Source organism: uncultured Marinobacter sp., assembly GCF_963974375.1.
Lineage (GTDB): Bacteria > Pseudomonadota > Gammaproteobacteria > Pseudomonadales > Oleiphilaceae > Marinobacter.
Genome location: NZ_CAXBDN010000004.1, coordinates 14,819 through 39,472, shown reverse-complemented (window position 1 = coordinate 39,472; position 24,654 = coordinate 14,819). Strand labels below are relative to the sequence as shown.

15 protein-coding genes, 1 tRNA gene and 1 pseudogene are annotated in these 24,654 nt (G+C 58.8%); 5 read left to right on the top strand and 12 right to left on the bottom strand.

Going from position 1 to position 24,654, the window contains the following annotated elements; genetic code table 11:
- A pseudogene (locus tag AAC035_RS00685) lies at window positions 1–337 on the bottom strand (GGDEF-domain containing protein); the annotation flags it as partial.
- Between the two features lie 185 nt (window positions 338–522).
- Here AAC035_RS00685 and rep point away from each other — a divergent pair.
- Complete coding sequence (rep, locus tag AAC035_RS00680) at window positions 523–2,541, top strand: DNA helicase Rep (RefSeq protein WP_339798948.1); 2,019 nt, start codon at window positions 523–525, stop codon at window positions 2,539–2,541.
- Between the two features lie 53 nt (window positions 2,542–2,594).
- Here rep and AAC035_RS00675 read toward each other — a convergent pair whose 3' ends face one another.
- Complete coding sequence (locus tag AAC035_RS00675; protein WP_339798945.1) at window positions 2,595–3,002, bottom strand: c-type cytochrome; 408 nt, start codon at window positions 3,000–3,002, stop codon at window positions 2,595–2,597.
- Between the two features lie 133 nt (window positions 3,003–3,135).
- On the opposite strand from AAC035_RS00675, the gene AAC035_RS00670 reads away from it, so the two are divergent.
- Window positions 3,136–3,510, top strand: a complete 375-nt coding sequence (locus AAC035_RS00670) for a hypothetical protein (protein WP_339798943.1) — start codon at window positions 3,136–3,138, stop codon at window positions 3,508–3,510.
- A gap of 82 nt (window positions 3,511–3,592) precedes the next feature.
- Complete coding sequence (locus AAC035_RS00665; RefSeq protein ID WP_339798940.1) at window positions 3,593–4,582, top strand: phospholipase A; 990 nt, start codon at window positions 3,593–3,595, stop codon at window positions 4,580–4,582.
- A 29-nt stretch (window positions 4,583–4,611) separates the two neighbouring features.
- Here the strand turns inward: AAC035_RS00665 and AAC035_RS00660 are convergent, their stop codons facing one another.
- The 3 genes from AAC035_RS00660 to AAC035_RS00650 form a co-directional block, all read right to left on the bottom strand.
- The gene (locus AAC035_RS00660) at window positions 4,612–5,964 is read right to left on the bottom strand and encodes a phosphomannomutase (RefSeq protein WP_339798937.1); all 1,353 of its coding nucleotides are present in this window, start codon (window positions 5,962–5,964) and stop codon (window positions 4,612–4,614) included.
- A 196-nt stretch (window positions 5,965–6,160) separates the two neighbouring features.
- Window positions 6,161–6,637, bottom strand: a complete 477-nt coding sequence (gene bfr, locus AAC035_RS00655; protein WP_339798934.1) for a bacterioferritin — start codon at window positions 6,635–6,637, stop codon at window positions 6,161–6,163.
- A gap of 117 nt (window positions 6,638–6,754) precedes the next feature.
- The gene (locus tag AAC035_RS00650; RefSeq protein ID WP_339798931.1) at window positions 6,755–6,961 is read right to left on the bottom strand and encodes a bacterioferritin-associated ferredoxin; all 207 of its coding nucleotides are present in this window, start codon (window positions 6,959–6,961) and stop codon (window positions 6,755–6,757) included.
- 221 nt (window positions 6,962–7,182) lie between these two features.
- Between AAC035_RS00650 and AAC035_RS00645 the strand changes: the two genes are divergently transcribed.
- The gene (locus AAC035_RS00645) at window positions 7,183–7,719 is read left to right on the top strand and encodes a YaeQ family protein (RefSeq protein WP_339798928.1); all 537 of its coding nucleotides are present in this window, start codon (window positions 7,183–7,185) and stop codon (window positions 7,717–7,719) included.
- 33 nt (window positions 7,720–7,752) lie between these two features.
- Here the strand turns inward: AAC035_RS00645 and AAC035_RS00640 are convergent, their stop codons facing one another.
- The gene (locus AAC035_RS00640; RefSeq protein WP_339798926.1) at window positions 7,753–8,265 is read right to left on the bottom strand and encodes a DUF2244 domain-containing protein; all 513 of its coding nucleotides are present in this window, start codon (window positions 8,263–8,265) and stop codon (window positions 7,753–7,755) included.
- A 162-nt stretch (window positions 8,266–8,427) separates the two neighbouring features.
- Between AAC035_RS00640 and AAC035_RS00635 the strand changes: the two genes are divergently transcribed.
- A tRNA-Arg gene (locus AAC035_RS00635) sits at window positions 8,428–8,504 on the top strand.
- A gap of 173 nt (window positions 8,505–8,677) precedes the next feature.
- Here the strand turns inward: AAC035_RS00635 and drmC are convergent.
- From drmC to drmD, 6 genes are read right to left on the bottom strand one after another with little or no spacing between them, the layout of a single operon-like run.
- Window positions 8,678–9,439 (bottom strand): DISARM system phospholipase D-like protein DrmC, encoded by a 762-nt coding sequence (drmC, locus tag AAC035_RS00630; protein WP_273166708.1) that lies wholly within the window; start codon window positions 9,437–9,439, stop codon window positions 8,678–8,680.
- 1 nt (window position 9,440) lies between these two features.
- Window positions 9,441–11,300: a DUF1998 domain-containing protein gene (locus AAC035_RS00625; protein WP_339798922.1), complete on the bottom strand. Its 1,860-nt coding sequence runs from the start codon at window positions 11,298–11,300 to the stop codon at window positions 9,441–9,443.
- Window positions 11,301–11,302: 2 nt separating this feature from the next.
- The gene (gene drmA / locus AAC035_RS00620; protein WP_339798919.1) at window positions 11,303–15,337 is read right to left on the bottom strand and encodes a DISARM system helicase DrmA; all 4,035 of its coding nucleotides are present in this window, start codon (window positions 15,335–15,337) and stop codon (window positions 11,303–11,305) included.
- Window positions 15,330–17,207, bottom strand: coding sequence for a DUF4209 domain-containing protein (locus AAC035_RS00615; RefSeq protein WP_339798916.1), 1,878 nt, complete (start codon window positions 17,205–17,207; stop codon window positions 15,330–15,332). Before AAC035_RS00615 ends, drmA begins: the two co-directional genes overlap by 8 nt.
- Window positions 17,204–21,490 (bottom strand): type IIL restriction-modification enzyme MmeI, encoded by a 4,287-nt coding sequence (locus AAC035_RS00610; protein ID WP_339798914.1) that lies wholly within the window; start codon window positions 21,488–21,490, stop codon window positions 17,204–17,206. Before AAC035_RS00610 ends, AAC035_RS00615 begins: the two co-directional genes overlap by 4 nt.
- Window positions 21,487–24,627, bottom strand: a complete 3,141-nt coding sequence (gene drmD / locus AAC035_RS00605; RefSeq protein ID WP_339798911.1) for a DISARM system SNF2-like helicase DrmD — start codon at window positions 24,625–24,627, stop codon at window positions 21,487–21,489. Before drmD ends, AAC035_RS00610 begins: the two co-directional genes overlap by 4 nt.
- Between the last annotated feature and the right edge of the window lie 27 nt (window positions 24,628–24,654).

Here is a 24,654-nt window from a genome sequence, read left to right as displayed (position 1 = left end):
CAAGTCGCCGTTTGCTCAGGTAATCCGCCGCACCGTTGCCCATCATCTCCCGGGTCAGCAGCTGCTCGTCCGAACCCCCGAGCGCAATCACCGGTTTCTCATTGCCCGCCACCGACAGGTACTGGAGATAACCCGGACCCGTGCCGGAATGAAAGGCTTCATCCCACAGCAATACATCGAAATGGGCGTGGTGAAGCAGATCACCGGCGTCGTCGGGATCAGGGCACCAGGTCATTTCCGGCACGAAATCACTGTGGTCCTGGAGCATGGCTCCATACCAGAGAAAATCGGTGTGCTCCCTGGCCAGAACCAGGACACGCAAGGTATCAGACTGCATAACGGGTGATAATTTCTCGCTCAATCCGGACGTTGCTATTCCGGGACTACATTTGGCACGGAATTCTGAATGGTGATCAGAGCTGTCGAATGTCTACCGCTCAAGATAGCGCAAAGCTGAAGAAGATACAGAAAATCCGCTGAGGTAGAATGGTGGCATTCTTCAATTTGGCCATCAGGTGAACTGTGTCACAACTCAATCCCCGGCAACGGGAAGCTGTCCGCTATATTGATGGCCCCCTGCTGGTGCTCGCCGGCGCCGGCAGTGGCAAGACCAGCGTGATAACCCGCAAGATTGCCTACCTGATTGAACAGGCCGGAATTCCCGGGCGACATATTGCGGCAGTGACCTTTACCAACAAGGCGGCTCGTGAAATGAAAGAGCGGGTCAGCAAACTGGTGGATCGACGCCAGGCCCGGGGCCTGACCGTATCGACCTTTCACAACCTGGGCATGAACATAATCCGGGAAGAAGTCGCCCATCTGGGCTACCACCCCGGGTTCTCCATCTTTGACGCAGAAGATGCCAAGGCACTGTTGCAGGACCTGATGATGCGGGAAGCCAGTGCCGACGCCGGCGATGAACTGGCCGACATCCAGATGACGATATCAGCCTGGAAGAATGCCATGCGCAGCCCGGAAGAGGCCTACAGCAAGGCAGCGGACGAGCGCGAGCAACGCATTGCCATTGTCTACAAGCGCTACCGGGAATACCTGAAAGCCTACAATGCCGTGGACTTCGACGATCTGATTCTGCTGCCGGTGCAGCTGTTCCGCACGGTGCCGGAAGTACTGCAGAAATGGCGACGGAAAATCCGTTATATGCTGGTGGATGAATATCAGGACACCAATCTGTGCCAGTACGAGCTGGTGAAACTGCTAGTGGCCGAGCGGGCCGCCTTCACCGTGGTTGGCGACGACGACCAGTCCATCTACGCCTGGCGCGGTGCCCGCCCGGAAAACCTGGTTCAGCTCAAGGACGACTTCCCCAGCCTCAAAATCGTCAAGCTGGAGCAGAACTACCGCTCCACCGCACGCATTCTGCGCTGTGCCAACCAGGTGATCGCCAACAACCCTCACGTTTTTGAAAAAGCCCTGTGGAGCGACCACACCATTGGCGACGAGCTGCGCATCGTGCGCTGCCGCAATGAAGATGCTGAAACCCAGCGGGTGGCCTCGGAGATTCTTGATCAGAAACTGAAAAACGGTCTGGATTTCCGTGACTTTGCGGTGTTGTACCGGGGCAATCACCAGGCCCGGCTGCTGGAAATGAAGCTCCAGGCATTTCAGATTCCGTACCGGATTTCCGGCGGCCAGTCGTTTTTCTCGAAAAACGAGATCCGGGACGCCATGGCGTACTTGCGGCTGCTCATCAATCCGGACGACGATGCCGCCTTTCTGCGGGTGGTCAACGTACCGCGCCGGGAAATCGGACCGCGCACCCTCGAACAGCTGAGCCACTATTCCCGCTCCAGGGATATCAGCATGTACCGGGCCCTGGGCGATATGGGTGCGCAGGAGCATGTCACCGAGAAGGGCCTGGACCGGCTACGGCGATTCCGCCACTGGATTGAGCACACCTGTCGCCGGTTACACGAGGAAGACCCGGTACCGGTCATCAAGCAGCTGTTTACCGACATCGAGTACGAAGAGTGGCTGCTTCAACATGCCGGCAGTTCCAAGCAGGCGGAGCGGCGGATGGAGAACATCTACTATCTGATCGATTCCATCCAGCGCATGCTGGACAACGACAAGGGCACCGCCAATGAAACCGGTATTGAAGACGCTATTACCCGGCTCATCTTACGTGACCTGATGGAGCAGCAGGAGGAGGAGGATGACAGCGACAAAGTGCAGTTGCTGACGCTTCATGCGTCCAAGGGGCTGGAGTTCCCCCATGTGTTCATCATGGGCCTGGAGGAAGAAATCCTGCCCCACCGCTCCAGCATCGAGGAAGGCAATATTGAGGAAGAACGACGGTTGATGTATGTGGGGATTACCCGTGCGCGGGAAACTCTGACCCTGACGTTTGCGGCACAACGGCGTCAGTACGGAGAAAAAACAGAAACCATACCCAGCCGGTTTCTCGACGAATTGCCGGAAGAGGATGTGCGCTGGGAAGGTACCGGTGACCTGGACGTTGAAGCCAACCAGAAGAAAGGAAAGGCCACGCTCAGCGCCTTGCTGGGTGACCTTGGCACCTGAGCCCGCCGGGCTCAGGGAATGCTTGTACTGTCAGAGATCGAGAGTACCGCTTGTTACAGCTCATCCACCATGTAGGTAACAGCGGCTTCAATATCATCGTCGGAGCAGGATCCGCAACCGCCTTTGGGGGGCATTGCGCCCAGTCCGTTGATGGCGTGAGAAACCAGTGTCTCGAGGCCCTGATCAACACGACCTTCCCAGGCAGAGGCATCACCGGTTACCGGAGCGCCAGCCACGCCTGCCGCGTGACAAGCCTGACAGGCTGAAGCATATACATCAGAACCAGAACGGGGGCCATCGTTGGAGGCTGCTGCAGGAGCTGCAGAACCGCAGTCGTCTCCCTGCAGGCAGACTTCACCAACCGGCGCGATACGCGCACGGATCTGATCTTCAACACTCGCCGTAACGACGCCAGCCGTCAAACCGAAGCCAACCAATACGGCGGCCAGGACTTTAATCATTCTCACCATGCACCTCTCATCAGAGCATTCATATTTGTATGTGGCGGCATTATAGCCGTTGCAGCCGGGCAAAAAAACCAACAACACGCTAAGATACGACCAGACAGTCCGAACAGGTTCCTCCGGAGACCCCATGCCGAGCCCCGAACACCCTTCACAACAATCCCCGAAACACTCATCAGAACAGGCTCCGGAGTCTCCCTGGCGGCGACCCTTGCTGATGACGGAATTCTCCGCGCTGGCACTGCTGATAGGCTCCATGGTGCTGTTATCACGCATGGGGAGCGAGTCCCAGCCCATCAGCCCCGCCTGGCTGATGATCCCGGCCACCGCCAGCCTGATTGTTTTCCTCAGTTTTCTGGGGCTGATGTATCAGCGCTGGGTAGCCGCCGCTGGAAACGCCGCACGCAGCCGGCGTCACCAGTGGTTGTTTGGCATCCTCGCGGTGGTTCTGGTTTCTTTCTGGGGGTACGCCGTCCTGGAAACCTGGCGAAGCCTGGCGGCCTGACCCAAAGAGCGGCTGGGCCGCAAGACACTGACCTGCGACAATGCCCTGGCCAAGACCTGAAACTTCATACACAGGGATGACCATGAATCTCCGGACCATTACCAACCACTGGCTCTGCCCTGCGCTTGCCTTGTTGCTCAGCGTGAGCGCCCTGGCCGATGAATCAGCCGACGACACCAATGACGAAGCCCTTGAGGAGACCATTGAGCAAGTGGTCGAAGAGGAAAACCCCGACAGCACTGACCGCAACGAGTCTCCCACCATGAATCAGGTGGTTGAGGATTATGCGGCCCGCGAGAGCCTGGCCAGCACGCTGATTGGTGGGTTCGTTCCCTACCAGCCTACTTACATCTTGCCGCTCACCTACATGCACGACGTCAACCAGTCGCCGGTCAGTCCACGAACGGGTGCGGCCGGTTACGATAACCAGATGAATCACGACGAAGCCAAGTACCAGATCAGTTTCCGGCTTCCCCTGCTGACAGGATGGCTGGACAACCGCACCACACTCTGGTTCGGCTATACCCAGAAATCCTTCTGGCAGTTCTTTAATTCGAAAGCCTCAAGACCGTTTCGGGAAACCAATTACGAGCCCGAGATTTTTCTGCGATACGCACTGAACTACGATATCGGACCGGGCCGCCTCACCGCGGTGACCGCAGGACTGAACCACCAGTCCAATGGCCAGTCCGAGCCCCGCTCCCGCAACTGGAACCGGATCAAGGGTAGTGTGCTTTACACATACGACCGCTGGCTGTTCAGTGTTTCACCCTGGTACCGGTTACCGGAAAACCGCAATGAAGACGACAACCCCGACATCCACCGCTACCTCGGTTACGCCGAGTATCTTGCGGTCTATAAATGGCGTGAGGACCATACCTTATCCATCAGGGCCATGAATAACCTGCAGTCGGACAACAAGACATCGGTGGAGCTGGGCTACAGCTTCCCCATTGGTGATACCCTGAAGGGATTTGTGCAGTACTACAACGGCTATGGTGAAAGCCTGATCGACTACAACGTACGCATTCACCGCATCGGCATCGGCATCATGCTGAACGACTGGCTGTAGAGCCAGGCCGTCCGGCATGGCCGACCGCGTCAGCTGTTCAATCGATCCATTGCGGACAACAGCTCGGCGGTTTTTGCTTCCATCAGTGGTCGGTCCGCCCGAGACTCCACGTTCAGGCGAACCACCGGCTCGGTGTTGGACATCCGCAGGTTAAATCGCCATTCAGCGTATTCCACACTGAGACCATCCACATAGCTGACGGACAATGCCGAAGGGCCGTAGCTTTCCTCGATTGCCCGGATCACCCTGGCCGGTTCTGCAATGGTCCTGTTGATCTCTCCGCTGGCCGGATAGGCCTCAATCCGGGCGTCAATCAGCGATGACAGCGTCTGCCCCGACTGGCACAGGCGCTCAGCGATCAGTAACCAGGGAATCATCCCGCTGTCGCAGTAGGCAAAATCCCGGAAGTAATGGTGGGCGCTCATTTCGCCGCCGTAGACCGCATCTTCATCCCGCATGCGCTGCTTGATAAACGCGTGGCCGGTTTTGCTCTCGATGGCCTCACCCCCGGCCTCCTTGACCAGTTCTATGGTATTCCAGATCAGACGAGGGTCGTGGATCACCTTGCCGCCACCGGTCTTGCGCAGGAACTGATCGGCCAGCAGCCCGACAATATAATAGCCTTCAATGAACCGGCCATTCTCATCGAAAAAGAAGCAGCGGTCGTAATCGCCATCCCAGGCAATGCCCATGGCGGCTTTGCTGGCAATCACCGCATCCGCTGTGGCAGCGCGGTTTTCTTCCAGAATCGGATTGGGGACCCCGTTGGGAAAGTGACCATCCGGCTGGTGATGCACCTTGATGAACTCGAAGGGCAGGTGCTTCTCCAGCATATCCACCACCAGCCCGGCGCCGCCGTTACCGGCATTCACCACAATCTTCATGGGCTTGAGGGAACTGCCATCGATGTAGCCCAGCAAATGGTCGATGTAGGCATCGGCCACTTCCAGGGTTTCATATCTGCCCTGCTTCGGAGCATCCCCAAACGGCTCGGGCACCCGGTCACGAATATCATTGAGACCGTTATCGGAGCTTATGGGCCGGGATTCCGGACCCACCATCTTCATGCCGTTGTGGTCCCGGGGGTTGTGGCTGGCAGTCACCATGATGCCGCCATCCATACCATAATGACTGGTTGCGAAGTACACCTGCTCGGTACCGCACAAGCCGATATCAAACACATCCGCGCCTGCCGCCATCAGGCCTGAACTCAGGGCCTCGGTAATCTCATGGCTGGACAGACGGATGTCGTAACCCACAATCACTTTTTTGGCGCCGGTCACAGCCACATAGGCCCGGCCGATACGCTCCGCCAGATCCGGATTCAGCTGATCCGGCACGCGGCCGCGCAGGTCGTAGGCTTTAAAACAGGATAAGTCCATTTCGGTTCTCCCAGTTGTTCGGCAGGTCTGTTTTTTTCTCGGATCGGTGCCGTGAAATAGCACGCAACATCCGGGCCTATTCTAGCGCCCCGACTGTGACAACAGCAGCAACAACCTGAACAATGACAAATAAGACACGGGGCAGCCAGGTGCCCCGCTGACAGAAAAGGTGGTAACAGCCGTCAGAAAAGGCCGTTTATTCGGCAGCAGACGACTGCAGCTGAATGTAGTTTTGCAGGCCCATCTGGCTGATCATCTCCAGCTGGGTTTCGAGGAAATCGATGTGCTCTTCCTCGCTGTCGAGAATGCTCCGGAACAACTCACGGCTGGTGAAGTCCTGAACTTGCTCGCAGTAAATCACGGCGTCCTTCAGGTCTTTGTGCGCAATCATTTCCAGCTTGAGATCGCACTCCAGCATTTCCTGAACGTTCTCACCAATCATCAGTTTGTTGAGATCCTGAAGGTTCGGCAGCCCTTCCAGGAACAGGATGCGCTCGATCAACTGGTCGGCGTGCTTCATCTCGTCAATGGATTCTTCGTATTCTTTTTCCGCCAGCCTGGTGATGCCCCAATCCTTGTACATGCGGGAGTGAAGAAAATACTGATTGATGGCGGTCAGCTCGTTGGCCAGCACCTTGTTGAGAAACTGGATAACCTTTTTGTCGCCTTTCATGCTCTAACCTCTGATAAATTGAGTTGCACCAAGGATAGCGCCAAAGCCACCAATAAAAAATCGCAGAGGGGAATCGTTGTCAGTACTGGCAGGGGCGCTGCACCAGAAGCCGGGCCTTCAGGCGGGCTGCGCCAGCATATTGGCCATGCTCAGGTAGTCCGGTGTCCGGCTTTCCCGCAAAATTTCGCGAGCGGTGCAGGCACAACGTCCACACTGGCGACCAACGCCCAGCTCTTTGCCCAGCTGACGCATGGACGACACGCCGTTTTCAGCGGCTTCGCGAATGTCACGATCGGTAACTCCGGTGCAGAGGCAGACATACATAGAGCGAATCTCACAGCCAATTAAACTTAGTGATAAGTATTGTCATTCGCAAGCGTAAATTCAAGCGATTTCTGCAACTGTCTTCAAAAAAGTCCCTGGACCATCACCGAACGAAGACTCCCATCCTGGACTCCATAGCGTTACACTTCCGCCCTCTGCCCCGTTACGGCCCGCTGTCAGCACGTTAACGAACAGGCAACCCAAAGCAAACGGAGCGACCCATGGCCCTCAAAGCCACTGTCTTCAAGGCAATCCTCAACATTGCCGATATGGACCGGCATTACTACGCTGACCATCATCTGACCATCGCCAGACATCCGTCCGAAAACGACGAACGCATGATGGCCCGGTTGCTGGCTTTTGCCCTCAACGCCAGTGACAGCCTGGAGTTCACCAAGGGCCTGAGCACCGACGACGAGCCGGATCTGTGGCAGAAAAGCCTGAGTGACGAGATCGAGCTCTGGATTGAGCTGGGACTGCCCGACGAGAGCCGGCTACGCAAAGCCAGCAACCGCGCCAGAAAGGTCCTGCTCTACACCTACGGCGGCCGGGGCGTACCGGTGTGGTGGGAGAAAAATCGCGGCAAGCTGGCCCGATTTGCCAACATGACCATCATTAACCTGCCCCAGGACGAGGTCGAGGCGCTGGCGCAACTGGCGGATCGCAACATGAATCTGCAAATCAACATCCAGGATGGTGAAGTGACCGTGAGCAGCAACGATGCCCTGGTCACTCTGACCCCTGCCCCGCTGAACTGAAGCCGCCATTGGTCGCAAAGCCGTAATATATCCTTACCACCAGAAGCCTTCGAAGGTGGGTGGCGGGTATTCCAGACGGAAGCCGTTGCGGGCCAGCAACCCCACCAGTTCCTCAATATCCGCCGGATTCAGGAACGCCCCCAGCGCCACCCGGGTATCCCGGTGCGACAGAAACAATCGCGGCGGCGCCCATTCCTGGGGTGCTGGCTCCAGCTGAACCCGGGTATAGCGGCGCGGCAACGCCAGTTGTGACTCCCTGCGATGATAACGGCCCTTTTCCAGGGTGAGCGTCTCAACACCGATGTCCAGAACCTCCTGCCGCCAGCACTTGCGTGCCGCAACATAAAGCCCCACCGCCAGCGCCGTCAGCTCAATGCCGGCAAAGGGCAGCACCAGCCAGGCACCGGCAAACACCATAAGGACGACCACCAGCATTGACACTGCCACCAGCCCCAGCCACACCAACACTATGCCACGCCAGCTGATCGACCGGTTTGGCGTCAGCAACAGGCGGATACCCTCCTCACTGGGCAGTCGCGTAATCATCAGATCTCCCGACAGTTGGCTCCTTGTTGAATGTAGCTGAGCCCGACTGGAATTCTATACGTCGCAGAAAGGGTTCCGAATCAATCTGTGGGGCTGGACAGTTCATCACTTCGCACGTAAGATTGCGCACTCGAAATTAACGCACTGTCGTCAGTCTCGAATGCGCCCGTAGCTCAGCTGGATAGAGCGCTGCCCTCCGGAGGCAGAGGTCAGAGGTTCGAATCCTCTCGGGCGCGCCATGAATATCAAGGACTTGCGTGAAAACGCAGGTCCTTTTTTTTGGCTTGTGCCCAAATGGTGCCCTGCCAGTGCCCAGCACTTTTTCACAGATTAGCCTCCGATCTTTTTCCTGACCTTTGCCCGGTTTGGCAAGCCAGACGAATTAGGCACGAATATTGATCGATAATTTCGACTACAGTCGCCTTAATATTTGAGTGCTAAACAACGCCTCAAGATGCTTCTCTAGGGTTTCCGGGATACTTCCCCCTTGGATTATTACGCCCGCCTCCATGTTTTTTTCCATTGCGTGGCCGGTTAGATTAGCACTGGTTATAAAGCATATTCTTCCATCAGCAACGGCAACTTTTGCGTGAACGCGCCCCCCCACAAATGCCTCTTGCTTTTCGTGCCATGCATAAAAGTTGGCGCAAGGGACAAGTGTTCTCATCCTACCAATTGCGTCGAATGAGATGCTGCCTCCCTGATCTTGCGACAGCTCAAGAACCATAGAGATGACTACTCCCCGATCATTTGCCGCATTCAAAGCCTTTACCACGGAAGAAATGTCATAAGCCACAAAACTGGTAATGAGCAAAGAGCGCTCTGAGGAATTGATAACCTGTATAAGCGCCTGCTCTGTTTTGCGCGCAGATACAAAAGGGGTCGTGGGCCCAGTCCATACGAGTTCAGAGGATTGCTCGGTTGCAGCCCTGGTGTAGACGTGGCTTGCAGAGAGAAGCATTAATGCCAGCTCATCAGAGTTGACAGTGGTTCTTTCCCAAGTCAGTGCAAGTTGCTCGACGACAGCGCTGGCCGCCGGAGTTCCTACTACACCCCGCATTGTAGTTGCCGCCTTGCTAGGATCGGTTCGACGAACACGAGCGGCAACAGCCTGCACCTTCTCCGGTGAAACTAGGGATACAAGGGCCGCAATTGCATTTAACAGTTCATCCATGTCAAAAGCCCTTAAAAAATGCAGCTTCGGCGCTCTCGATAGTCGGCACTAAAAGGGACCGATCCAGATAACGATTACCCCGCTCACACGAAGTCTCAGCCACAAGGCTACAGGCGTGACACGCCGCCGCATGAAGTGAGCGATCCTTCTCTGGGTCGTGCTCGGAGCAAAGTGGGTCAGAGGAGCATATCTTCGAGCGATTCAAAGCTTGCTCCAGCAGGCGCCCTAAATTCTCGGGCTTGCCGAGATCAACGAGGCCGCCCAGCGTTCCATCGGAATCCGCTGCTGCCGTGTAGATGAGGATGCCGGCCTGCGGACTCTCGCCTGAAGTGTCGGCATAGATTCGCTCGCGGATACTCGCTGCGTTGTAGCCGCACTCCAACGCCAGCTCACGAATCAACAAGTGCGATAGCGTGTGGAGCATGGCGTAGCGAATGCCGGGGTAGCCCTCGTTAGGATCGAGATGACGTGAATTGCGCCATCCCCTGTGGCCGCCCCGGAGCATCTTGTCGACCTGCGCGACGGCAGGTAGTGCTTCCCAAGCAACGAGCGCCTGCTCGTCGAACTGGATGAAGATGCCCTCACCATGCACCTGGTTCGCGGGAACCCAATCCGGTTTGCTTCGTGAGAGGTTGGCCATCTGGGGCCGTTCGTTCGGGTCGCCGGTTTCTTCGGGCGCCTCCACGCGAGTGAAACCGAGCAAGGCATTGACCTCGCGCAGTCGCTCCAGAAGCAGCACTCTGCTGATGTGCTTTGCAAAGGCCGGTGGCGTACCGACCTTCTTGCTCATGAAGTGCGGGTAGTCCGTGGGTGGGTTCGCCTCTGTCAGCACGTCCCACTCGGGCCCCTTGATGTCTGCCTCACCCACGACCTCCTGACCGCCACCGGTACGGTGCGCTTCGATGGCCGACCAGATCGACGCCGCCGGATATTTGTCGATCCCTGGCAGTGCCCCGGTCTTCTTCAAGGTCTTCACCGTCACCGACACTTCGGCTTCGGATTCCAGTTCCTCGAAAAACTCCCAGCCATCCTGGATCAGCTGACTGAGTGGGTCCTTGGTCTGGGGAATGGCTAGTGCCGAGAGCGTGATCGGGAACCAACTATTTGTAGCGCCCAAAAGAACAGCTCGCGCCTCCTCGTCACACTCGTTGTCGAAGTGATCGAGGTGGGGATGTCGTCCGCGACACCCCGGCAAATTCTCTTTCCCGGCCTTGCCGAAGGCGTGTGCCATGCTCCTCGAAGCACCACAGGCATCGCACTTCGCCCACAGGTTCTCGGTCTGCAACGAGGCGCCGCTCTCGAAGAAGCGCAGCGTGCCCTTACAGGAACTGTTGCCGCCGTGGACGAAGTAGTGCCAAGGGAAGTCGTCCAGGTGGCCGTCGCGGCAGGCCAACAGGAAACGGGCCGGTACGGCATCGGCGTCCTTGGCGGGTTGATCGCCCTTCGAACCTCGACAGCCTTTGTGGACGAACCGGGTTCGCTCTGGTCTGAAACGGTTCTCCTTGATCTCGAACAGTCCGGCATCGAAGGGGGACAGCAGGCCGCATTTCACGCAGCGCATCCAACGCGGGAACGGCCGAACGGGAACGCCGATGTTGGCCTCGGCCGACCAGACATCAATGAGCTCGCTTTTCTGGAACGGCGGCATCCGCAGGTTCTCGACCTGTGCTCCAAGCACCTTCCGAACGGCGGCCAGCAGTCTGGCTTCCTGGATTGGTTGGCAGCGGTCCTTCTCCCATCGGTCGATGCCGAGCGTCACGACGGACAGGCTCGGCAGGTCGATCAATGCCCCTGGCCCGTAGGTCCAGAGCAACTGGCTGGGTCTGACTTCTCCGACTGGAGTCTTATTGGTCGTCGTCATGTTCAATCCTCATCCTTCGTCGCGGGACGAGGCTTCCAATCGTGGTCGTCCGAGATGTGGCTGGTATTCATGATCAAGCGCACACCGGGCTCCACCTCACGCATCGACATGGGCACGGTCCAGTTGTCCCAGGCCTGGATGCCTGGTGACCTGATCAATGCAACGGTCTTGTCCTTCTCGGGGCCGCGCTTCTCGTAGGCCAGAATGCGGCCGCCTTTGCCCACCTCCTTGGCCCACTCGTCTGCGCGCTCCTTCAGTTCCTGTTCGGCCAGGCTCTTGGTGCTGGACAGCTCGCTGACATTCCATGCCCGTTTGACGAGCACATCGATGGCATCGGTGATCTCGCTCTGATCTGACTTGTCCAACTTGCCTGCCCCCTCGTTGGGGCTGAAGGCATCGTTCTCCAGGCGCATCAGGCTCAGCAGCGAGCCGGTCAGGCCACGGTCCATCGCACGCGGCGAGAAGGGTGTCACCGACTGCGCTTCGACGTGCTTGTAGAAGGTGGCGTGGTAGTGCTCGAAGGTCTCGTAGTGCGAGAGGTCGCGTGGCCGTGCCCAGGTGAGCACGGTGCAGACCAAGCCGGGAAAGGAACGACCCACCCGGCTGGTGGCCTGGATGTACTCCGCCGTGCCCTTGGGCTGGCCATTGACCGCCATCAGTCCCAGCCGATTGACGTCCACCCCCACCGACAGCATGTTGGTGGCCAGCACCACGTCGATCGCCCGGGTGTCGCCCTCTTGCCACTTGGTCACGTATTTGCCGGCTACGGCATCGAACTCGGATTTGAACTTCACCTCGAGGTTGTCGAGGTACTTCGGGATGTCCTGGCTGGAGACTCGTGAGGTCAGCTCGCGAATATTGCTGACGCTGCGTTGCGCCAGCGCGGGGCGCTCGACCATGCTCATCTGCACCCGGTAGGAACGCGTCTGCACGTCGTCCTCGGCCAAGCGCTTCATACCCCCCAGCTCTCGCAGCGAGTTGAAGTAGCCGACCATGGTCATGTAGGGGTCTGCGGGCTCGCCGAAGCGGTCGAACAACGCCTGAGCAGCGGTCAGGAATGCCGTGTAGACGCGAATCAGCATCGCAGGTCGTGAACTTCCGGGAGAGCAGACCCCGAGGTAGCGCCGTCCCGGCTTGTCCTCAATGGGTCGTTGGACAGAGAAGTAGTTGTCCTCCACGTCCAACCCATGAGGCGGGAACACCGACACTTGGCGCATGAAGACGTTGTTCACTTGCTCGCGGGCCTTACGCACCGTGGCGGTCGACGCGATGATCTTCGGCTTGGCCATACGATCGCCAAACTTCCAGCCGCACAGTTCGTCCACGGCCGTCTCGTACAGGCCAACCATCGTGCCGAGCGGCCCACTGATCAGGTGGAACTCGTCCTGGATGATCAGATCTGGCGGTCGGATCGGGCTGATATTCTTGACCTTGGTCGCACTGAGCCCCCTGCCTGCCTGATGGTTGCCATTGCAGTCCGCGCCTTGCCATAGCAGGCCGTGCCGCTCGCATTCCTGGCCGACCCGACCGAACAGCGTGCGCACTTGGCCCCGCCACGCCATCATGGCGAACTTGTCCACCGTGGCGATCATCATCGTCGGTGGGCGGTGGTAGATCTCCTCATCCACGACGAGCACCGGGATGCCAGGGTGAGGGAGCTTGCTGGACTTACCTTTCGAGAACTCGCAACGGCCCCTCTTGTCACCACAGTAAACAAAAGTGCGACCACGCCCCTTGTCGACCTCCACGTCGCGTCCAGGCGCTACTTCAGAGCCACACCAAGGACAGCTGGTGAGTTGCGCGGGAGACGATGCTCCTGCGTTGTACTTACCCGGATTGCGGATATCTTCAATTGCCCGATGGCTGTCCTCGGTCGTGCCGGGTGTCACCTTGTTACCCACCCACAAGCCGATGGTAAAAGGTTCGGTGCCGAGCGACTCATCACCTCTGGCCAGTGCCTCTCGTCGCAGCACCTCCATTGCACAAATCAGCGCTGTGGCACGCTGGAACTGCTGCAGCGTCAGTAGCCGCAGGGTATAACGCATGATCACTGTAAGACCACGCGACCCGTCGTAACCACCAAGATTACCCTGCATGCGCCGAATTGCCATGGTGAAAGCGGCCACACCCAAGTAGGCCTCGGTCTTGCCGCCGCCGGTGGGGAACCACAGCAGATCGGCATAGGCTTCGACGGGCTGCACGCGATCCGGGTGTGCCGGGTCAGCGAGCGAAGGGATCGACAGCAGCAGGAAGGCCAGCTGGAATGGGCGCCAGCTCCGATTCTTCAAAACGTCAAACTGGTCGACGGTGACGTCCTTGCCGCGCCGAATTTCGAGGGCGTACTGGCTGCGCACGCGTTGCGTGGCCATCGCCCGGTTCGCGAACCGGAACGCAGCCAGCGCCTTCTCGTTGTTCTTGAGCGTATCAATACCCTGCTGCAGACGTGTGTGGATCTCTTGGCATTGATCCATCGCTTGTTGCGACTGCGCATCGTATCCGAGCACATCGACGCCGACCCGAGCACGCTGCTCATCAATCCACGCAGCATAGTCCTTGGTGAGCAGGCTCAGGGCATCGACCAGAGCATCAACGTCAAGTGTGGCGAGGCGCTGCATGTCGAGCAGACCGCTGCTCACCATTTCCCTCATCGCCGGTCGATCGGCAGGATCAAGACCCGGCGTCTCGGTGACCTGCACCTCGTATTGCGGCATGACCGTCGTCCGCACTTCCGTGGCAAGCGTCACGTCATCCGCCGTTTCGGCATGCACGGCGACGCCATGACCCACAGCGAACTCCACCCGGTTGCGATAGATCATTTCCAGCAATTCACGCTCCGGGTCCATACCGTCCGCATCCAGCACGGGCCGGCGGCGGAAGATGGCCCGCTTGGGGGCTTCTGCTTCCGATCGAACGGTCAGCTCCGGCTGGAACAACCAGGCGGAATCCCGGTTGGTCTCGGGCTCCTCCTGTGCATTAACCAGGAACAGCGTCACTAGCCGATCGCCATTCGTGTTCTTTGCACGCACGGAGCCTTGCACCCGCACTTCGGGAAAGTTCTTGTCAGGCGCCTGATGGGGGATCACGCCTTCGGTAAGCGGTAGTACCAACTTGCCGCCGCACGGAATTCGCTGCCAGACCTTTGCCTTGGTCTGCTCCTCGACACCTGTCTCTTTGTTCTTGCGGGTGCGGAAGATTTCATGCTCGTTACTGCGCTCATAGCGACCCCAGCGCACTTCGATCTCGATTCGCTCGGCGTCGCCATCAACGCAAAAGGTCATGCCGAGGCTACTCGGCACCAACGACTGATTACTGGCTGCGTCGATCTCGTCTGCCGCATCGGATTCGGGCTCGACGCGCCCGGTTGCAGTGCCGAACTCTGCGCCCGGTTCGTGCTGGCCTGGGGCTTCAGGATCGGTCGGCTCTTCCGGATCTTCATTTGCAAGCGGACCTTCGAGCCCCTCAATGCCACCCTGTGCCGCCTCTCGCGGGGCAAGCTTGCCCACCAGATAGCGATCACGGACGCCCATGTCGACAATGCGTTCGCGAGGACCGCCAGCAGGGCCGAGCAGATCGTCCATCACAGCCAGTTGCAGCAGTTCTCGGATGTAGGCGAGTTCCTGCTGATACTGGGGTGAACGGGCGTCAGACCCGACCGTAGGTACATCGGCGATGGTCTTGTGCAATGCCTTGGGCAGGGCTTCGACGAAATCGGTCCACTGGACCCGACCAATACTGCCCGAAGAAGGTGGTGTGAGTGCAGTAAGGCTGATTGAGGCGGGGTCGTTGACTGACAGCAGTCGGTCGAAATAGAGCGTGGTGGTCTTGAGATCGGAACGGACCCTCAGTACACGTCCGACACGGGTGATGTTGCCGGCCCGGTTCAGGACCAGGACCCAATCGTCCTCCGAGATGGCCTGATAGAGGGAATGCTCACCCTTCAGAACCAGGATGTAGGGTGCAAGCCTGTGGTCGATGCCGAGGCCATGATCAATGGCGATCCATGCGTTGGGGGCTTTGGTGTTCTTCTCGTCAGTCATTGGCATCTTCCTCCTCAACAACGCAGCCATCTTTGCGTGCAGCGTTCCACCAGGTATTGAATACGAGCCGCAGCCCCAACCACCACGCGTATATGGCGAAAGGTGAATGGCAAGCATCCTCGTCGAGCAGGCCGTGCGCGAGTTCGTTGCGAAGATTCGGACCGAACGCATCGCAGAAAAGCGTCTTCAGCTCGAACGCCAAGTCTTCTCCGAAAACGGTTACCACTTCTGGCAGATCCATCAAGGTGCTCAGCCCGTTTTCGTTCTCGATCCCGTCCTTGTCCAAATTCGTCGTCTTCGCACCAGCCTGTTTGAGGTGGAAGCGCACCATGTGCTCAATCTGCGGGATGAGCAGATGCAGTGCAGAAACGAAATCTCGCTCACAGCCCTGGAATAGGGCCTTGCCAAAAAGCCCCTCCCGCCCCTTCGGAACGATGGGAGACTGGCGCGCAAGACCAACGAAGTCCGCTTCGCGCAAGCGGTGCTCCAGGAGCATCGTCTCGAGCGCGGGCCAAACGTCTCCCTGCACGACGATGCTGACGAGGATTCCATAATCTCGAACCATTTCGGCTCGAATGGCGATCTCGTCGGAATCTGTTAATTCGCCACTGAGACTCATCGCAGGGCGTTTGGCGATGACTCGTCCATCCCTGCTCATGACCGTCGCGGCGAACAGGGATTGCAAGGGGAACTCCCGCATCCGATCAAGGGCACTCTTCCGCAGCTCATCCACCCTCGCGCCTCGGTGCAGGTTGGCGAACGCCTTCAAAGCATCGACTGGCGATTTGCCGCTGATAGCCTTGCGCGCGTTCTCAACGAGTTCGGAGATGTCGACACCCGGTGTGCTGACCACCCCCATCTCACCCAGCGCCTTCTCGCCGGAGTCGTTGAGGTGTGTTCGCAGTTCAGCGATCCGCTCGTCTACTCGGTATGCGACCCGCTCGGTCCTTGGAACGGTCCGATAAGTCTGAATGGCGTTCTCGTAGAAACTCGAAGCCACCATGTGACTCGGGGCGCTCGATGAGGTCCGAGCGATGGCTTCTTTCACCCATCCTTCGGCAACGGACACGGTCATCTTGGCCGCCTTCGACTCATCCCCCGAGAGCCTGTACCAATCTGAAGCCGCTGAAAAATACTCACGCGCACGATGTAGATCGCCCACGCCATCGAACTCCCAAGCCATGGATTTCAGGCGCATGGCGACGTCGGCTCGCCGCTCCCTTGCCATGCCATTCGTTCTCAGCAGATCAGCGAGCCAGAGTTTCAAGAAGCCATCTTGGTGTGTCGCGCCATCGAAGGCAGTCAAGATGGCCGCCTGCAACTGCTGCAGCCGATCTCCAGCACCGGCTTTCAGCATCCGCGTCAAACTGACTGCACGCTCCCAACACTCTCGGCCACCACGCACCCACGTCTCCGTGTCCAGTGGAATGGTCCGATAAGCATCGATGGCCGTCAGAGCTTGGGCTACTAACTTGGGCTTTTGCTTCAACCAACACAGATCAGCCAAGCGGGCCTTCAGCCAGTCGTCATCGACGGCATCGACGATCTCAGAAAAAAACGCGATGTCTGCATCGGTCAGGTCGTCCGGGATCACCGAACGACGATCATGAAACACGGCGATGGGTTTAAACGGTTCGTTCTGGCTCGCTGGCACCAGCATCATTGAGCAGGCGTCGGCCAATAACCAGAGCACTTTGCCATGCTCTTTGCGCCCCTCGTCCATAGCTGTTCGTGCGGCAGCGGAGAACGCTTGCCACATGGCCGAGTAACCTTCGCGCGAGGTCTGATCCAGAACCTCCTTCCAACCGCAGTTCGCAAAGTCATCGGCCGAGACAGCCAGATCTACCGGGTAGCGCTCGTTCTCTATCATTCGGCCTTCCCTACGAAGCGATACCGTGCTCCGCGTTTCTCACCTTGTCGCTCCACAGTTCCAGCCGCGATCAGGTCGGAGATTGCGGCGTTCCACTGGCCGTCCGTGATCCCGGTGGCGGTGAGGACGTCGGCCTTGGCGTACCAGCCCGGGCGGGTACGCAGGAAATCAAGGATCGCCGTGGTGGGCGTCGTAACATTGACTGTCGTAGCAGTCCCGCTCTCGAAGTCGAGCGAGGGTTGAACCGTCGCAGTGCTGAGGATGCGACTGGTGCGCGTGGCACGGCTCGAAGCGCGCGGGGTAGCGCCGTCGCACAGCCCTCGGCCGACTTCTTCCTCGTGCCGCTGACGGTTCAACTGCGAGAGCCGCCGGAGAATTTCGGCTCGAGCGTCCTCTGAAATGGTGTAGCGAACGCGACTGCCGCCTGGCAAATTTTCTTCCGTAAGAAAAGCGTGATCAAGGTCGATATCATCCCAGCCGTATGCCGATGCGACGGCGCAATCTAACTCCTCAATCGCTTGACGAAATTTCTCAACAGCCTCGTGACATGAGTGTTCCGAGTGCGCAAGCTGATAAGCCTCATTCATCCCCACGGCCAAAGTGGACATCACGTTTTCTCGGGATGAAAGGTATCTTCTTGCTGTATTAACTAAGTCTCCACACCCAACAGGGAAAGGAAATCGCTCAAGTCCAATGGTGGGGTTGTATGTTATCGCGCGACCAATTGTACTTGCCCCGTTCTCACACCAGACTCTATGAAAACAGCTTTGAAGGCAGGCGAAGCGTGACAACGAGTTGTCTTTGAAAATAATGATTTTGCTACTTATGACCCACTCGCTTGATACGTACGCAAAGGCCCATTCAGTGGAATCCCTTGCTTTGACGAGATACTCGACATGATCCTTGATGTCGTTGAATTGTCTTGTCCTCTTGTCCCAAAACTTCCAGAAGCACTCCTCGTGAATTCGAGTCTTGATAGCGTCTCTGGTCGGCTTAACTTCAGAGAGAACAATGTTCCAGCACTCTTTGAACTTAGATGCCTCTTCCTTGCTGCGATCGCCAAACGCAATGACGAACGTTCCCGACCCCTTTGGTCCGAGAGAATTTAGTTCCGTCCCGCTGAGAAAAGGCCGGATCACCTCCTTGCTGCCAGGGTCCTTTTCAAGAATAAATGCAGCCTTTTCTTTGGTGAGAATAAATCCATTGCCGCGAATTTCGACGCCTCGGAAGCACAGCTTGGCATTCTCAATCAGCGCTTTGGGTTCCCAGTTTTCCTCCGAATCTTCGATGAGGCTTGGACTTACCTTTGAGGCAATCTTGCCGTTGAGATAACAAGCGCTATTCCATACACAACGGGTCAGCCAAACTAGAGAGACTACGACCGTTGCAGTGCCGGGCCACGGGAGATCGCGAACAGCTCGGTAAATAAGAAATCCTGACTTAAGTAGGACAGCAAGCCCTGCGTCACGGCTATGCCCTTGACCAACAGAGTTTGTCATAACCAGACCCAAGAACCCGCTTTGAGAACAGATGCGTGCGGTTTGCCTCAAAAAATAGACGCACAGATCGACACGCCCTACAAATTCATTCGTCAGAGTACTTGCCAAGTAATTCCTGTAGGCAGCCCCATAGTCAATCGAAATTCTTGATCCACCTCTGTATGGTGGATTTCCAACAAAAGCGTCAAATCCAGCGTTGTCGCGGACTAGCACCTCTGGAAACTCCAACGGCCAATGGAAAGGTCGGCGTGCAGGTTTGTCGGCGGGCAGGTCGGTCGAGAGCGCTGAGGCGGCACGTTTGGACATCGCAGCCTGCGTCTCCTGGTCGCCGTCTATGCTCCGCCCAGCCTGGACGGCGAGCGATGCAAGCGCGTTCTCCCGCCCCGCGTCAGTGCCACGCGCAGCGAACACCTCCCCGATGAATGCATCGGCGATGCGCTCAGGCACTTCGAGCTTCTGTCGCGCGTGGGCGTCCAATCGAGCCATGGCCTCGACATCACGGATGTCGCGGATGGGCATCCGGCGCAGCCGCTTACGCAGTTCGATCGTCTCGTGAACCGCCCGCTCAATGTTCTGCCCGAACAAGCGTTGCTGGCCTTTCCCGGTTGGCACCATCGAGAGCTCGGTGAGCTGATCCAGCCGATGAATACCGAGCAGACTGTCGCCGCAGCGCAGGTTGTGATCGAGGAAGCCGAACGGACGCCCCTTGGCCAGCGTCACCAGCCAGATGGAGAGCTTGGCGAGTTCGACCGCCAGGGGATTCAGGTCCACGCCGTAGAGGCAGCGCTCGGCGATGAGACGGCGGGCGATCACGGTGCGGGCCTCGGTGTCGCGAGGCAGAGGCTCCTTGGTGTCGGGCGCATCCAGCACCTCGCCATCCACGCTCACTGTCTTTCCACTGCCTTCGGCCTGTGACCAGGCCTCGACCAGGCGATCAGCCAGCCAGCGGCAGGCCTGCACCAGGAACGCCCCTGACCCCATGGCCGGGTCGCAGATCTTCAGGTCCAGCAGTTCGGCGGGCGACTTCAACACCCACTGCTCACGCGGGGTGCCTTTTGCCGGTCCCACGTAGGCGATCGGCGTCAGAGTCTCGGTGACGATGGCCTCGGTGAGCGATTTCGGCGTGTAGTGGGTGCCGGTCTCGCGCCGGTCGGAGCCGGTGGTGACGATGAAGGCCCCGGCGGGGTAGACCAGCGGATAACCCCATGGATCGGTGCGTACCAGGTAGGCAAAAGGCTTGATGCGATTACGGAGGTTGGTGTCCCCATGGCAGGCGGCCAGCAGACGGTCGGCGAGCGTATCGTCGACAGGCTTTACCAGATCGTTGCGCACGCGGCTGGCAGAACTGCCGGAGCGCTCCTGGAGCAGTTCGGCAAGGCGTTCGGCACCGTCGAGGCGGGCGGATTCCAACTCGGCCAACTTGACCCAGGGGGCTTTGGCATTCTTGGTCCCATCCAGTTCCAGCGTGACCTCGGCGGTGCGCTTGACGGTGCGTTCCAGCAGGCCCTCGTAGACGTAACCGATCTGTTCGACGTCCAGCGCACGGTAGGACAATGTCCTGCCCTGAAACTGCTGGATGGCTTCGAGCAACAGCAGCACGGTGCGGTTGTCGATCGGCAGCGGCTTGGCGATGTCAGTGCGCCAGTCGGAGCCCTTGGCGCGGCCCTCGAGGAAGGGAAAACGATCCGGGTCGAACAGCGAGCCACCCAGTGCGGGCAGGCGCAGGTTCTCATGCTCGATGCCACCAAATACGGCGCGGAAGATGGCCAGCAGGCGCGACCAGGCATCCCAGCGGCGTTCGAGGATCTCCTCGGATTCCTTGCGCAATTGCATGCGCAAGGTCGAGAGCGCGTAGTTGGCCTCGTAGCGTTCATCGCCGAGCAAGAGCAAGCCACGCTCCTCGGCGGAGAGCAGGAACACCAGCCGCATCATCACCGTCAGCGCGGCCTCGTAGAGCACGGGCTCCTTCACGTCACGCAGCAACTCGCGATCGCGGTCCTGGTCGGCCTTGTCGAGCGCCTGGATCAGCACTTCGACGGCGCGCCGCACCTGCTCACCGAGGGCGTCGGTAACTTCGTCCTGATACTTCAGCGAGCGGTCAAACAATGCCGGCAGTTGCTCGGCTTCATCGACGAAGAAGCGACGAATGCCCAGCAGATGCACGAAGGCCTGTAGCGTGATGGGCTCCTGGCTCCAGATGCGGGCGTACCAGCTGGCGAAGGTGGTGACGGCGCCCACTGGGGCGTCGACCAGCATCCAGCGCTCGCCATTGGTCACCAGCCCGAGGCGGCAGTCTGTGGCGCGGCACAACTGAACCATGCGATCGGCAGGGGTGGTGGCCCATCCATCCAACTTCAGGGTGGCATCAAGGTCGACGTCCTGACCGTAGGTGTGGATGTGCATCAGCGGCTTATTGCCACGCTGCTCATCGATTACCGCGAGGTCCGGGGACAGCATGATTCCATGCTCTGGCAAGACGGCATTCAGTTTGGCCGCACACCAGTCGGCGCGCTTCAGGACGTCGCCTTTGCCATCCTCATTGAGTTCCAGCCCGCGTGCCAGCACCTCATCAATCCAGGCAGTATGCAATTCGTCGAACTGCGGGTCGTCCGTCTCTATTGCCTCGCGCCATTCCTCGTAGGCCTGACGCAACCGCTTACGCTTGGTTCCATCAAGTTCTTCCAGCCCTTGGGGAAAAGCCTCCTTTAGAACGGGGACGGCGAGGAAGGGGCCGGAGATCTCAATCAGCGCCAGCCAGTCGTGGTGCAGGTTGTGATTGCTCATACCGCACCCCCTTTCATGGCTGACTCTGGAACCAGGAAGACGACGGCGACCGGGAAGGTGCGGTCATCAAGCTTGGCATAGCGGGTCTCAATCGCATGAAATTCCTGAATGCGTTCTGCTGGTATGCGCGCGAGGCGCGACTCCAGCGCAGCGGTATCGCGCCTAAGTTGGGTTCTCTCGTCTTCTGTAAAGAGAGCCATCTGCTCTGGCTGCTGGTCTTTTTTAAGTTCACTCTGGATCGCCTTCTCCAGCTCGTCGAGAACGGCGCCTATGTCGTCCATCTCTCGTTGCTTGCGGGTCTGCAGCGTGTTGGCCAGAAACTTGAGTCGATCCTTCGAGCGGGCGTCGACTGCTTGCAGGATGGCGGGGCGAGTGCGATCGAAGCGCACCCGAAGGGCATCGAACAGCGAATCGTTCGCTGTGATGGGCTGCGCCTCGTCCAGCCACTGCTGGACACGCGTGACGCCCTCTTCGCGCCGGAACGACTGATCGCGCAGATAGCCGCCCGAGACGGTCAGTTCCTCGTGAAGGCGATGGTGGTTGCCGCCGGTGATGACCAGCCGCGAGATGACGACCACAGCCGGACCCTCGATGCTGCCATCCGGCAATGTGCGCACGGTGACGCGATGGAGTTTCTTCACGTCATCCTGCGCCCAGACCTCGGCGCGCAACAGCCGCAGGCACATCTGCACCAATCGATGATTCAGGTGGACCAAGACGACATCGTCTCGCCCCTTGGCCACGGCGTGGTCGAAGGTGATGGGGCGTATCTGCTGGGTATGCGGGTGACGCAGGCCCTCCAGACAGCGCGCCCATGATCCCGAGAGGGGTGGCATCCTGAATGCGCTGCCTTGGGGCGCATCTGCGAGGGCGACGGGTTCCAACGGGGGGCGACCCGCCAGCGCGAGACCAGTCTTCACCGCCATCTGGATGTGGTCGGGTGTGAGGTGGAAATCCTGCTGGGTGGCGAGGAGCCGTTCATGGAGCTTAGCGACACGCTCTTTCAGCTCGCGTTCGGCGCGCACGAAGCGTCTGGCCTTGGCAATCTTGGCCTCCGCCAGGCGTGTGTCCAGATCCTTCAGCGAGCCTTCAATGAGCCCGGACATCTGGGGCGCGATGACCGGGTTGACGCTGCCCATGTCGGCGCGCATCGACTCCAGTTTGCGCAGCGCACGCAGGATGTCATCGCCATGGCCACCGACCGATGCATGGCTTTTGTCTCCGCCGTCGACGGGGTGCCAGATCAGCACCTCTTTCTCGCGTTGTCCGTGACGGTCGATACGCCCGTTGCGCTGCTCCATCACGTTGGGGTTATAGGGGATCTCTAGGTGGATGAGGCAGTTACAGTGATTCTGCAGGTCGATACCTTCGGAGGCCGCATCGGTGGCGAGCAGTATGCGAACGGGGGAATCCTTGGGCGATGCCTGGAAGGCTGCTTTGATGGGCTCACGCTCGTCCTGAGTGAGTCCGCCGTGGAGCAGACCGAGGCGTTCGCCGCCGAAACCATTGCTGGCGAGGATCTCGTGCATCCACTGGTGAGTGGTGCGGTATTCGGTGAACAAGATCACGCGGCGATCGTTCCATTGGCCGCCCGGTTTCAGATTGGCTGAGAGCCAATCGAGGATGGCTCTGGCCTTGGAGTCGGTCTGGTTCTTGGCGCGCTGCGCCCATTGCCTCAAGTCGGCCAGCTTCCGTTGTTGCTCCTGCGTCAGCGGTTGGGACCGGCGTGATGCCTCCTCGACGGCCTCCGATTGAGCATTCTCGACTTCCTGGTCGTTGGCATAATCCTCGTCTGCTTTCAGGATGGCTTTGCGCAGGATGCGCTCAGCCATGGCATCTTGTGCTTTGGGCTTGGCGCCATTCGACAGTGAAGCGATGTGCTTCTCAAGCGTGGATGCGAACGCGGCGGGTGACGAGAACAGGCGCTTCTTGAGCAGCTGGTTGACGAATGAAGTACCGAAGGTGCTGCCGGTCTTCTCCGCGTCCTTTTCGCGGCTGGCACAGTAATCGTTCAGCTTCTGGTGGATATCCCGTTCCTCATCCGTGTAAGGGACCGCCAACGCCTGCAGCTTTCGCTGGGCATACAGCGGTTTGCCGTCGGCATCCACGAGATCGCTCTTCAAGCGACGGATCATCACCTGGCTCAACTGCTTCTCGTCGGGGAGGATGTTTCGGGCGAAGCGCTGGTCGTCCAGCAACTCCAGCAGTGAGGTGAACGACTCGGTGTAGCCATTGTGTGGCGTCGCGGTCAGGAAAAGGCGATGCTGGAAATGCGGACTGATCGCGCGGATGAAGCGCGTCCGCTGACTCTCAAGGGCGTAGTGAGCACCGGCGGCGGGGGCGATGTTGTGCGCTTCGTCGACGACCAGTAGATCAAATTTTCGCGGATGGCCGGCATGGGGCGGCAGGACGTCGCGCATAGCGCGTAGCCCCTCGCCACTCTTTACCCAGTCCATTGAGGCGATTAGGCGCGGATGAGATGTCCATGGGTTGGCGTGGATGCCGCGTTCGCGCCGCAATTGCTTGATGTAGGCAGTGTCGACCACACGGAATTCAAGACCGAACTTCTCCAGCATCTCGACGCGCCATTTCTCCTGGAGGGATGCAGGACAGATAATCAAGACGGTACGGGCGCGGTGCCGAAGTAGCATCTCCTGGATGACCAGCCCCGCTTCGATGGTCTTGCCCAAGCCGACGTCGTCGGCGATGAGCAGGTTGACGCGGGCCATGTCGATGGCGCGTACCAGAGGGTCAAGCTGAAAGTCCTCTATGCTGACGCCGCTCCGGAACGGTGCCTGCAGAAACCCTCGGTCTGCATTGGTGGCGGCGCCCCATCGCACTGCGTCCAGGAACGCTTCGAGCGTGTCGGAGTCGTCTTGCCCGGTAATGGAAGGCAGGCCCGCCCGCTCAATGACTTGTGCGCCGGGTTCGATTTCCCAGATGACCTCAAGCTCTTCCCCAAGACCATCTTCATCAATTGAAGACAGTGTTACAGCATTCTGTACCGATGTTGTTGATGGGAGCGTTGATGAGACCACTTCAGCGACTACCCATTGACGACGCCTGACTTCAACCAACTGGCCTGGTTCAGGGCTGGCACGGTAGGCTTGTTTGTTCTGTGCGTTCGATTTTTCCATGCAATCTACCAGCCTCTTCATCCATAA